The sequence below is a fragment of the Pleomorphomonas sp. PLEO genome, assembly GCF_041320595.1.
In the GTDB taxonomy this organism is placed as follows: Bacteria; Pseudomonadota; Alphaproteobacteria; order Rhizobiales; family Pleomorphomonadaceae; genus Pleomorphomonas.
The window spans coordinates 1085610-1097478 of record NZ_CP166625.1 but is presented as its reverse complement, the minus strand read 5'-3'; the positions used below and the strand labels follow the sequence as shown (position 1 = coordinate 1097478).

Genomic DNA, 11869 nt, shown 5'->3' with positions numbered 1-11869 from the left:
ACGACGTGGCCCTTGTCATTTCCGCCTCCCGCGGGCGTGGACCGGATATGAAAAAGGGCGACGCCACGGCGCCGCCCTTTGCCTATCTTGGTTCGCAGGAGCTAGCTCAGGCTGCCGCGTCCTTGGACCGCAGGCGCTTGCGCTCGATCGGATCGAGCAAAATCTTGCGCAGGCGAATGGACTTCGGCGTTACCTCGACCAGTTCATCGTCCTGGATCCAGGCGAGGGCCTTCTCCAGCGTCATGCGGATCGGCGGAGTGAGGCGCACCGCCTCGTCCTTGCTGACCGAGCGAACGTTGGTGAGCTTCTTGCCTTTGAGGACGTTGACCTCAAGGTCATTTTCGCGGGTATGCTCGCCAACGATCATGCCCTGATAGACCTTCCAACCCGGCTCGATCATCATCGGGCCGCGATCTTCGAGGTTCCAGAGCGCGAAAGCGACGGCCTCGCCGATGTCGTTGGAGATCAGCACGCCGTTGCGCCGGCCGGGCAGGTCGCCCTTGTGCGGCTGATAGGCGTGGAACAGCCGGTTCATCACCGCTGTACCGCGCGTGTCGGTCAACAGCTCCGACTGGTAGCCGATCAGGCCACGGGTCGGCGCGAAGAACACCAGGCGCAGGCGATTGCCGCCGGACGGGCGCATCTCCACCATGTCGGCCTTGCGCTCGCTCATCTTCTGAACGACCACCGAGGAATATTCCTCGTCGACGTCGATCACCACCTCTTCGATCGGCTCCAGCGTCTCGCCGGTGGCCTCGTCCTTGCGGAAAACGACGCGCGGCCGCGACACGGCGACCTCGAAACCTTCACGGCGCATGGTCTCGATCAGCACGGCAAGCTGCAATTCGCCGCGACCGGAGACGAACATCGAATCCTTCTCTGAGCTTTCCTCGACCTTCAGGGCAACGTTGCCCTCCGCCTCACGGATGAGGCGATCGCGGATCATGCGGCTCGTCACCTTGTCGCCCTCGGTGCCGGCCAGCGGCGAGTTGTTGACGACGAAGGTCATGGTGACGGTCGGCGGGTCGATCGGCTGCGCATGCAGCGGCTCGGTGACGTCGAGGGCGCAGAAGGTCTCGGCCACCGTGCCCTTGCTGAGGCCAGCGATCGCCACGATGTCGCCGGCTTCGCCGACGTCGATCGCCGTGCGCTCGAGGCCACGGAAGGCGAGGAGCTTGGAGACACGGCCCTGATCGACAATGTTGCCGTCCTGGTCGAGCACCTTGATGGTCTGGTTGGTTTTTACCGAACCCGAGGTGATGCGACCGGTCACGACGCGGCCGAGGAAGGGATTGGCCTCGAGCAGCGTGCCGATCATGCGGAAGGACGCGTCCTTCTCGACATGCGGCGGCTCGACGTGGCGCAGAACCAGATCGAACAGCGGCGCCATGCCGTCGCCCTCGCCGCCTTCCGGCGTGGTCGAGAACCAGCCGTTGCGGCCCGAGCCGTAAAGGATCGGGAAGTCGAGCTGCTCATCGGTGGCGTCGAGATTGGCGAACAGGTCGAACACTTCGTCCACCACTTCGTGGATGCGGGCGTCGTGTCGGTCGACCTTGTTGATGGCAACGATCGGCTTCAGGCCGACCTTCAGCGCCTTGCCGACCACGAACTTGGTCTGCGGCATCGGCCCTTCGGCTGCGTCGACCAGAACGATGGCACCATCCACCATATTGAGGATGCGTTCCACTTCCCCACCGAAGTCGGCGTGGCCTGGGGTGTCGACGATGTTGATCCGCACATCCTTCCAGACCACGGAGGTAGCCTTGGCAAGGATGGTGATGCCACGCTCCTTCTCGAGGTCGTTGGAATCCATCACGCGCTCCGCCACCTTCTGGTTCTCGCGATAGGTGCCGGACTGTTTCAGAAGCTCATCGACCAGGGTCGTCTTGCCATGGTCGACGTGCGCGATGATGGCGATGTTGCGCATTTGCATGGGCGTACTCGGTTTGGAAAAGACAGACGGCCCGAAGCGAGCCTCCGGACCGTCATTCTGGCGCGCACTATACAAATGATTGTGACAGGAGCAAGAAAAACCTGATTATTCGTGCGAAGATCAGCCATGCAACAGGCTGCGACACTTAACAGAGCTGAGCCGTCTCTGCTAAAAAAGCCAATTCCAGCTCTCCTGTCCGGGACTCCCCATGCAGCATGCTCCGATGACCGAGCGCCATGTCGCCGCGATCGGTTCTCTCCTCATTGCTCTCGGGCCGATGTCGCTCGCTCTCTACACGCCGGCCATGCCGGAGCTGGTCGCCGATTTTGCCACGACCTACCCGGCGGTAAAGGCAACGCTGGCCGCCTATTTCGCCGGTTTTGCCTTGGCACAGCTGATTTGCGGCCCATTGTCGGATGCCTATGGCCGTCGCCCCGCCGCGCTCGCCTTCCTCACGCTCTATGCGATCGGCTCGGTCGGCGCCATGCTGGCACCCTCCATCCATGCGCTGATGATCGCCCGCCTCGTGCAAGGCATTGGCGCGGCGGTCGGTATCTCGGTCGCCCGCGCCATCGTCCGTGACAACTTCACCGGCGAGCAGTCGGCGCGGGTGATGAACACCATCGGCATCTTCCTCGCCATCGGCCCAGCGATGGCGCCGACGCTCGGCAGCCTCGCCATGCTGGCTTTCAGCTGGCGGGCAATCTTCGTGCTGATGGTGGTCTATGGCGGCACGCTGCTGGTCGTCGTCTATCGCTTCCTGCCGGAAACCAACCACGCACCCGATCCGGCCCGCGCCAGGCCGGCTGGCCTTGTGCGCGCCTACGCCGATCTCGGCCGCGATGGTCGCTTCCTGTTTCCAGCCCTGATGCTAGGCCTCGTGCTCGGCGGCTTCTATTCGCTGAGCTCGATGCTGCCATTCCTGTTGATCGACATCGCAGGCCTCAGCCCGCAGGCCTTCGGCTTCGGCATGCTGGGGCAAACCGGCGCCTATATTCTCGGCGGCATCGTCACCAAGGCCCTGCTCAAGCACGTTCCCGCCCGCAATCTGGTGCTGCCCGGGCTTACGCTCTCCATGGTGGGCGCACTGGCCATGATGGCGTCGATCGCCCTCTGGCCGCCCTCCTACCTCTCGGTGATGCTACCCGTCGCGGTATTTGCCTTCGCGCTGGCCATGCTGACGCCCGACCTGACCACCCGCGCCATGGCCGCCTTCCCGGAAAAGGCCGGCGCCGCCGCCGCCCTGCTTGGCTTTGCGCAAATGGGCAGTGGCTTCATCGATTCCGGAGCGGTGGCGCTGATCGGCTCGCCGCCGCTTGCCTTCGCCACGGTGATCCCGATCGTCACCCTGGCCGCTCTGTCGCTTGGCTTTGCAGAACGGGAACGCGACTGAGCGTGGCCCCTCAGGTGCGTCGGTAGCCAAGCAGCCCCGGAGCCGAGTGCCAGAAGGCTTGCGCGGCAAATCCCATGAACAGCAGCCCCGAGCCCCTGACAATGGCAAGCTCGTGCGCCCGGTAGAAGCGGCGCACCGCGCCGGCGCCGATGACGGATATCATCACCACGTCGGCGGCGAGGAAGCCGACGAAGGATGCCGCGAGCAAAGCCGGCAGGTTTGAGAAGGACAGCGTGTCGGCGACGCCGCCGACCAGCGCCGTGAAAGTGGCGAGCGCCACCGGATAACCCTTGGGGTTGGTAAGGCCGAAGATCAGGCCACGTCGAAACGGCCGCTCCACCGCCATCACGGCCTGACCTTCTTGGCGCGGGCGCGCCCGGAAGGCGCGCCAGCCGATGAAGGCGAGATAGGCGCCGCAGATGCAGCCAAGCAGATCGAACACCATCGGCCCCACCACGTGCGCGCCCACCAGAGCAACGAGCGCCAGGCTCGTCCACAGCGTGTCACCGGCAAGATGGCCGGCGATGAAGCGAGCCCCGGCACCTCGCCCCTGCCCGGCGCCGATACCGAGCAGCGCAATGAAGGCAGGACCGGGAATGACGACGTAGAGGAACGCGGCGACGAAAGCCGATAGAAGAAGCGAAAGCGGCATGAAAACTGGCCTTCTGGCAGGAGATTATCGAGCTTCCCGCAAATCGCCGCCCCGCGCAATCGCCGCCCTGCCGATAAGCTAGGCACAAGCCACGAGCGCCACTATCCGGCAACGCTGTCAGCATTGTTGTCATCCGCAGTTTCTTCAGGTTCGCGCTATTTTTGGCGATGCACTTTACGCGCAATTAATCGGCGGCGGCGATGCTACCTGGGATGGAATCTGATCGGGAGGAGACGGCGCGCTAGGCTTGGGCTTTGCGCCGGACCGATCAATCGGGGAGTTTCGCCATATGCCGAAGTTCAAGCTCAAGGGATTCGCGTTCGGCTCGCGGTTCCGAATTGCCACCAAAGTGCTCGCCTTTGGGTTGTTTTCGCTATTGGCCCTAGCCATGGTCGGCGGGCTTTACATGACGCAGGACATCAACGCCAACAGTTACCGCCAGCGCGCCGCCAGCGCCCGTATCAACGCCGATCTCGCCGGTACGCTGCAGACCACCGCGCTACAGCTCCGCCGCGCCGAGATCGAGTTCCTGTTCACTGGCAACGAGCGCTATTCCGGCCTGCACGGTGATCTGACGCGCATGACCGTCTCGAATATCCAGCAGCTCGAGACCCGCATCAAGGCAACCGACCCGGCGAAGGCGGGAAACGTCGCCCAGATCAAAGCCGGGCTCGAGGAGTATGGCACCTCCTTCAAGGCCATCCTGGACATCAAAAAGCAGCTCGGCCTCTATCCGCAGCAAGGCGTCAACGGTGCGCTCCTGAAATCCAGTCAGGCAGTGACCGACCTCCTGGCCGCCAACCCGGCACCCGATCTGTCGGCGCTTTTCGCTACCATGCGAACCTTTGAAAAGGACTTCATGCTGAAGAGCGATCCGCAGGCTTTCACGGCTTTCGGCAAGGCGTCCATGGACTTCACCCGCGCCCTCGCCCGCAGCACCCTGCCGGCGGATGCCAAGGCGGCGCTCAGCAAGGCGATGGACGGCTACTCGACCAATGTTGGTCAGTGGGTGGCGTTGCAGCAGAAATTCCTCAGCATCTATGAGCAGCTTTCCAACGGCTATAAAGCGCTGGAGCCGCAGCTCGACAATCTTGTCTCAATGATCCGCAGCGTCGACACCGCCGCCTCCACCTCGGAAATTCGTGCCCGCCGCGACGCCCGGGATCAGCTGATGATCGTCTTCGGCGTCATCATGGCGATGACGCTGGTGTTCGGCCTGCTGCTGGCGCGCGGCATCGTCAAGCCGATCGGCCGCATTACCGCTGCGATGAAGGCGGTTGCCGCCGGCGACCGCGACGTCAGCATTCCCTACGCCGACCATCGCAACGAGGTTGGCGACATGGCACGGACACTCGACGTCTTCGCCAAGGGACTGTCCGAGACAGAACACCTCCGGGCCGAGCAAGGCGAGAACGACCGCCTCGCCGCCGAGCGGCAGCTCCAGGAGCGGCAGTCCCTCGCCGATGCCTTCCAGTCGACCATGGGCGCTTTGGCCGATCGCTTCGCCCGCTCATCGGCCGAGGTGGCCGAAGCTGCTCGCGAGCTATCGGAAACCGCCGATGCGACATCCGGCCGGGCGCAAGCGGTGACCGGCGCCGCCGAAGCCGCGGCGTCCAACGTGCAGACGGTCGCGGCCGGCACCGAAGAACTCACGGCCTCGATCCGCGAGATCAACGTCCAGGTATCCAAGTCGGCCGGCATCGCCGACGAAGCTGCCGCCGAGGCATCCCGCACCGAGACCAAAGTGCGCGCGCTGACCGACGCCGCCGTCCGCATCGGCGACGTGGTCAACCTCATCCGTGCAATCGCCGAGCAGACCAACCTTCTCGCGCTCAATGCCACCATCGAAGCGGCGCGGGCTGGGGATGCAGGCAAGGGCTTCGCCGTCGTCGCCAGCGAGGTCAAGCAGCTCGCGGCCCAGACGGCCAAGGCCACCGACGAGATCGGCTCGAAAATTGGCGAAATCCAGGAGGCGACCAACGAGACGGTCACCGCCATCGGCCGCATTACCTCCACCATCTCGATGATCCGTGAAGTGACGGCATCGATCGCCGGCGCGGTCGAGGAACAGGGCGCCGCCACCGGCGAGATCGCCCAGAACACCCAGCGCGCCGCCGAGGGCACGCAGACGGTGACCGGCTCCATCGCCGGCGTCGGCGAAGCGGCCGAGCATACCGGCCGCGCCTCGACCCACCTGATGTCGCTCTCGAGCGAACTCGAACACCAGTCCGCCGACCTTCAGAGCGAAGTGGGCAAGTTCGTCGACAGCCTGCGCGCGGCGTAACGTAAATACTACAAATCACATACAGTCGCCGCCTTCAAAAAGCGGCGACTTTCTTTTATGCGAAAAGAAGATTATTTTGCAGGAATGTAACCAGCTTTATGCTTCTAAGATAGAAAACTGGCCATCCGATAGGGATCGCATATTCGGAAGCACAAATCATGTTAACTGCCCTAATAACTTCTCTACTTACATTTATCCTATCTGGAATAATCGCAACTCGAATTGCGTATACATGGCAGAGGGAAAGCTGGATTCGCCAGCAGAGAGTCCTCGACAGAGAGAATGAGGTAAAAATTCTTAGAGATCTGGTAGATAGATTCGCGGATCTGGCTGGGAAACGCCAACATAAAATGCTTAGACTTGTTTTCGCCTTAAGGTCTGGGAAAAAAGATCTCATAGAAAAAAGATCCATAGAATATGATGAGATATTGGACGAATGGAACTCAAATATCGTATTTCTATACGCCAAATTGACAATGTATGTATCTTGGGAAGAGGCGATAAAACTTGAAAATATACAAAATATATTTGTCAGAATCGGTTGGAAGATAGAATATATAAAAAATAATTTATCTAACAACCAGAATAAAGAAATTAAAGATTCTCTAAACAGCATGAACGAGCTGCAAGGCTTGCTAGGTAATTTGCAAAAGAAACTTATCAAGTCGATCTTAGAGAAGAAAGATAATATATATAAAGAAGAAAAATTGAGTGAAGATACCCTAGACCGCATCCCAACTTGGAAGCTTTTCAAATCGCTCTTTGAGCGAAGGGTAAAGAGAGACGAGATATTTTGAGCGGCGATCTAATTTAAGCTTCCATCGGTTATCCGGAACTAGAGGACGGGGATAGACAAGCATTGACGCAAGCTGCGCCGCCTCAGTAAGATCGAGTTCAAACGGCATTTTGCCAAAGATGACTAATGAAGCTCGGCTAACCCCGTAAATTCCAGAACCCAAGAAAGCGCACGACAGGTAGCTCCTGAGAATTTGCGCCTTCGAGTATCTATATTGGATAATTCTCGCCAAAAGCATTTCATATACTTTTCTGCGTAACGATTTCTCATAAAACTCCGTCGCCGTTCGAACAAATTGCATGTCTACTGTACTAGCTCCGCCATAAAACCTTAAATTAATAATTCCGGAGACAACACGGAGTATTGATAGCCAGTCAATACCGTTATGACGAAAGAACCGCCTGTCCTCAGAGATAAGAACCATTACCTCCACCAGGTCCAAATCGGACGAGTATTCAGCCTCAGAAATGATATAGCTATCTATCTTCAAAAGATCCCTATGGATGCGAATCAATAATCGCCTAGGGAAAGGTGCTCGAAATGGGCTAGTTCTTGTAGCCATTATCGTCTGGAGCCTCGAACTCCGTATAAAATACAGAAACCAGCGGCATCGATCAATGTAACCTAAATAGCTGGGTACATACGGCCCGACTTGGGTGATTCCTTATGAACCCAGCGGGAGTTACCCCGCTGGGCGATTTTTGAATGGTGCAAAGGCCGGCTCAGCCGCGATCGCGCTTGGCGAGGGTGCGCAGGCGCAGCGCGTTGAGCTTGATGAAGCCGGCGGCGTCCTTCTGGTCGTAGGCGCCCTGGTCGTCTTCGAAGGTGACCAGCGTCGACGAGTAGAGCGTCTTCGGCGACGAACGACCGGTGACGATGACGTTGCCCTTGTAGAGCTTCAGCGTCACTTCGCCCTCGACGCTCTCCTGGCTCTTGTCGATCAGCGCCTGAAGCATGTAGCGCTCCGGGGCAAACCAGAAGCCGTAGTAGATGAGCTCGGCATAGCGCGGCATCAGCTCGTCCTTGAGATGGGCGGCGCCGCGGTCGAGCGTGATGCTCTCGATCGCCCGATGGGCGGTGAGCAAGATGGTACCACCGGGGGTCTCGTAGACGCCGCGCGACTTCATGCCGACGAAGCGGTTCTCGACGAGGTCGAGGCGGCCGATGCCGTTGTCATGGCCGTAGGCGTTGAGCGCCGCCAACAGTTCGGCCGGGCTCATGCGCTTGCCGTTGATGGAGACGGCGTCGCCCTTCTCGAAACCGACGGTGATGAGGGTCGCCTTGTCGGGCGCCTCTTCCGGCGAGATGGTACGCATGTGGACATATTCCGGCGCCGGCTGCGACGGATCTTCAAGCACCTTGCCCTCGGAAGATGAGTGCAGGAGGTTGGCATCGACCGAGAAAGGCGCATCGCCCTTCTTGTCCTTGGCGATCGGAATCTGGTGCTTTTCGGCAAAGTCGAGCAGATCGGTGCGGCTCTTGAAGGACCAGTCGCGCCAGGGGGCGATGATCTTGATGTCCGGGTTGAGCGCGTAGGCGGAGAGCTCGAAGCGGACCTGGTCGTTGCCCTTGCCGGTGGCACCGTGGGCAATGGCGTCGGCGCCGGTCTTCTTGGCGATGTCGATCAGGTGCTTGGAGATCAGCGGCCGAGCGATCGAGGTGCCGAGCAGGTAGACGCCCTCGTAGACGGCATTGGCGCGGAACATCGGGAAGACGAAGTCGCGGACGAATTCTTCGCGCACGTCCTCGATGAAGATCTCCTTGATGCCCATCATCTCGGCCTTCTTGCGGGCCGGCTCGAGATCGCCATCGCCCTGACCGAGGTCGGCGGTGAAGGTCACCACCTCGGCGTCGAGCTCGGTCTGCAGCCACTTGAGGATGATCGACGTGTCGAGGCCGCCGGAATAGGCCAGCACGACTTTCTTGACTTCGCCCTTTTTCATGGAAACTCCGTGGGGATGAGTGCCGCGGCGGTCGGCGGGAGGCTCGCCGGCGGCTCGAAAAGATCGCCGGCAATTTAACCGACTATGCCGGCCGTGCAAGGCTGGAGATTCGCCATTTGCCGACCATGATCGCAGCTGATAAACCCGGCCATCCCCGCCAGCCGAGCCAAGCATGACCGATCTCCACCCGATTTCAGACCGAGCCTGGATGAGGCTGACCCTTCTGGTCATCGCCGCCTTCCTTCTCCTTCGCCTCGCCGCCCTCCTGTTGAGCGGCTTCGAACTGACCTATGACGAGGCGCAGTATTGGGCCTGGTCGCGCCATCTCGCCTTCGGCTATTTCACCAAGCCAGGGCTGATCGCCTGGCTGATCCGAGGCACCACGGAAATCTGCGGCGACGGCGTTGCTTGCGTGCGGGCGCCCGCGCCCATTCTGCATGCGGCAGCCGCCTGGTTCGTTTTCCTCGCCGCCCGTCGTCTCTACGATGCCCGCATCGCCTTCTGGAGCGCGCTCGCCTACGCGGCGATGCCGGCCGTCAGCCTGTCCTCGCTGATCCTCAACACCGATGGGCCGCTCCTGTTCTTCTGGTGCGTCGGCCTGCATGCGACAGTGCTGTTCCTCGAAAAGCCATCCCTCTCCCGCGCAGCCTATCTTGCCGCAACCGTCGCCATCGGTCTCAACGCCAAATACGCGATGATCTATCTGCCGGCTTCGCTTCTCGCTTATGTCCTGGCGACGGCCGACAAGCGGCCGCTGCTGCGTAGCGGTTCCACCTGGGTGGCGCTTCTCGGCGGTCTCGCCGGCTTCCTGCCCAACCTGATCTGGAACGCCCAGAACGGCTTCGTCACCTTCCACCACACCGGCGACAATGCCGGCTGGGAGAAGATCGGCTTCAAGGTCGGCAAGATCGTCGAATATCTCGTCGGGCAGTCCGTCATTCCCGGGCCGATCCTGTTCATTGTCGTCGTCCTCGCCGCGATCCTCGGTTGGCGGTCGACGAAGCCAACGGCCGACCGGCTGCTGATGTGGCTGAGCCTGCCCATCCTGATCGTCATCGGCGTCAATGCCGCCTTCGCCAAGCTGCATGGCAACTGGGCGGCGACGGCCTTTCCGGCGCTGATCATCTTTGCCTCCGCCTTGCTCTGCAAAGGACGCTGGTACGGCTTCCTGAAGCTGTCGGCGGCGATCAACATCGTGGCGGCCGTCGCCCTAGCGGTTGGCGCAAGCCTCGTCGGCCATGTGCCCCTGCCGGAAAGACCGAGACAGCTCCATCGCCTGCTGCATTGGTCCGACTACGGCGACAAACTCGCCGCGGCCGCGAGGGCGGCCGGTGTTCATACCGTCGTCACCGTCGGGCGTCCGATGACGTCGGAAACCCTCTACGAACTGCGCGACAGCGGTCTTGACGTGCGCCCCTATCTCACGCCCGGCGCGGCGCCAGCCGATCAGTTCGAAATGACCATCCCCTACCAGCCCGCCGCCCATGGCCCGGCACTGCTGGTTACCGAGGTCGATCCGGCAACGCTCGGCATCGCGCCGGAGCGGATCGAGCAGCTCGGTGCCCTCGACACCCGAATCTACAAGGCAGAAGGCGGCCGCATGCCGATCTACCGAATCGACCGTTGACAGCGGGCGCCGGGATTCCCATTTCGACCCCATGCGCAAAACACACCACCCCGACCCTGAGATCATCGGTCCCGCCGAAGACCACGAGGCCCGTGTCCGTTCCCGTTTCTGGAGGACGGTCAAGAAAGCGGTTGCCGCCATTCCATTCATCGAAGAGGTGGTAGCCGCCTACTATTGCGCCCTCGACCCGGAAACGCCGGCTTCGGTGCGGGCGACCTTGCTGGCCGCCCTCACTTATTTCGTCGTACCGCTCGACATCGTACCGGATTTCATTCTGGGATTCGGCTTCTCCGATGATATCACCGTGCTTGTCACCGCCATCGGCATGGTCAGGCGCCATATCGGCGAGCGGCATCGGGTAGCCGCTCGCATCGCGCTCGACCGTCTCGCTACCGAAAAGACCGGATAACTGGCGGGCGGATAACAGCATTGACCGGCTGGCCGCATTGTCGCCCGATTTCGGGCCAAGCCTCGCGCCGCAGCAACGTGAGGCGCCTATGGCTACCTTAGTCAGACAGATCGAAACGCCGGAGCAACACTTTGGTAACCATGACGCATTAACGTTTCCCTTAGGCTTCATGCGGACCGCTTCGGTGGGCGCATCCGTGTCCACGACAAGACCCAAGGTGATTAGATGACGAACGCACGCACCCTCGGCTTGGCCGTCGCACTGCTGCTCGGCGTGACAACCATAGCCGACGCTCAGCAGACCAAGGCGCCCACGCCGCAGCAACAGCAGCAGACCAAGGCCCCCACACCGCTCCAGACGTTCGAGAGCTGGGCCACCTACACCTACAACAATGCCGGCGCCAAGGTCTGCTACACGGCGACGCAGCCGACCGATAAGCAGCCGGCTGGCGTCAACCGCGACCCGGTGTTCATGTTCATCACCAATCGCCCGAAGGAAGGCGTCAAGCACGAGGTTTCGGTGATCGCCGGCTATCCTTACAAGGAAGGCTCCAAGACCACCGTCAAGATCGGCGACGCCACCTTCAGCATGTACACCAAGGACCAGGGCGCCTGGGTTGACAACGCCGCCGAGGAAACCCGCTTCATCAATGCCATGAAGGGTGGATCAAACATGGTGATCACCGGCACGTCGCGTCGCGGCACCGTGACCACCGATACCTATTCGCTCAAGGGCATCAGCGCCGCCCTGAAGCGTATCGACGGCGAGTGCCAGTGAAACATGATCGGCCGGAAGCCGCCTATGGCAGCTTCCGGCGCCCTGCGGAGCGGCA

At 61.1% G+C, this 11869-nt stretch carries 10 protein-coding genes; 6 read left to right on the top strand and 4 right to left on the bottom strand.

All coding sequences use genetic code 11. The annotated features are described in order from the left end of the window. Nucleotides 1-106: 106 nt before the first annotated feature. The gene (gene typA / locus AB6N07_RS04825) at nucleotides 107-1933 is read right to left on the bottom strand and encodes a translational GTPase TypA (protein WP_370676680.1); all 1827 of its coding nucleotides are present in this window, start codon (nucleotides 1931-1933) and stop codon (nucleotides 107-109) included. A 208-nt stretch (nucleotides 1934-2141) separates the two neighbouring features. Here typA and AB6N07_RS04820 point away from each other — a divergent pair, with 208 nt between their 5' ends. Further along, nucleotides 2142-3326 carry a multidrug effflux MFS transporter gene (locus AB6N07_RS04820; RefSeq protein ID WP_370676679.1) on the top strand — a complete coding sequence of 395 codons (1185 nt, stop codon included), beginning with the start codon at nucleotides 2142-2144 and terminating at the stop codon, nucleotides 3324-3326. A 10-nt stretch (nucleotides 3327-3336) separates the two neighbouring features. Here the strand turns inward: AB6N07_RS04820 and AB6N07_RS04815 are convergent, their stop codons facing one another. Continuing rightward, on the bottom strand, nucleotides 3337-3978 hold the full coding sequence (locus AB6N07_RS04815) for a LysE family translocator (protein WP_370676678.1): 642 nt from the start codon (nucleotides 3976-3978) through the stop codon (nucleotides 3337-3339). 289 nt (nucleotides 3979-4267) lie between these two features. Between AB6N07_RS04815 and AB6N07_RS04810 the strand changes: the two genes are divergently transcribed. Both AB6N07_RS04810 and AB6N07_RS04805 read left to right on the top strand, forming a co-directional pair. Beyond that, nucleotides 4268-6262, top strand: a complete 1995-nt coding sequence (locus AB6N07_RS04810) for a methyl-accepting chemotaxis protein (RefSeq protein WP_370676677.1) — start codon at nucleotides 4268-4270, stop codon at nucleotides 6260-6262. A gap of 158 nt (nucleotides 6263-6420) precedes the next feature. Further along, on the top strand, nucleotides 6421-7059 hold the full coding sequence (locus AB6N07_RS04805; protein WP_370676676.1) for a hypothetical protein: 639 nt from the start codon (nucleotides 6421-6423) through the stop codon (nucleotides 7057-7059). Here the strand turns inward: AB6N07_RS04805 and AB6N07_RS04800 are convergent. Next, a complete protein-coding gene (locus AB6N07_RS04800; protein ID WP_370676675.1) occupies nucleotides 6985-7482 on the bottom strand; it encodes a biosynthetic peptidoglycan transglycosylase in 498 nt (165 codons plus the stop codon). The genes AB6N07_RS04805 and AB6N07_RS04800 overlap by 75 nt on opposite strands. 298 nt (nucleotides 7483-7780) lie before the next feature. Next, nucleotides 7781-9001, bottom strand: a complete 1221-nt coding sequence (locus AB6N07_RS04795) for an argininosuccinate synthase (protein ID WP_370676674.1) — start codon at nucleotides 8999-9001, stop codon at nucleotides 7781-7783. A 172-nt stretch (nucleotides 9002-9173) separates the two neighbouring features. On the opposite strand from AB6N07_RS04795, the gene AB6N07_RS04790 reads away from it, so the two are divergent. The 3 genes from AB6N07_RS04790 (at nucleotide 9174) to AB6N07_RS04780 (ending at nucleotide 11814) form a co-directional block, all read left to right on the top strand. Then, nucleotides 9174-10628, top strand: a complete 1455-nt coding sequence (locus tag AB6N07_RS04790; RefSeq protein WP_370676673.1) for an ArnT family glycosyltransferase — start codon at nucleotides 9174-9176, stop codon at nucleotides 10626-10628. A gap of 31 nt (nucleotides 10629-10659) precedes the next feature. Then, nucleotides 10660-11037 (top strand): YkvA family protein, encoded by a 378-nt coding sequence (locus AB6N07_RS04785; protein ID WP_370676672.1) that lies wholly within the window; start codon nucleotides 10660-10662, stop codon nucleotides 11035-11037. A gap of 225 nt (nucleotides 11038-11262) precedes the next feature. Beyond that, nucleotides 11263-11814 carry an invasion associated locus B family protein gene (locus AB6N07_RS04780; RefSeq protein WP_370676671.1) on the top strand — a complete coding sequence of 184 codons (552 nt, stop codon included), beginning with the start codon at nucleotides 11263-11265 and terminating at the stop codon, nucleotides 11812-11814. Nucleotides 11815-11869: the final 55 nt, after the last annotated feature.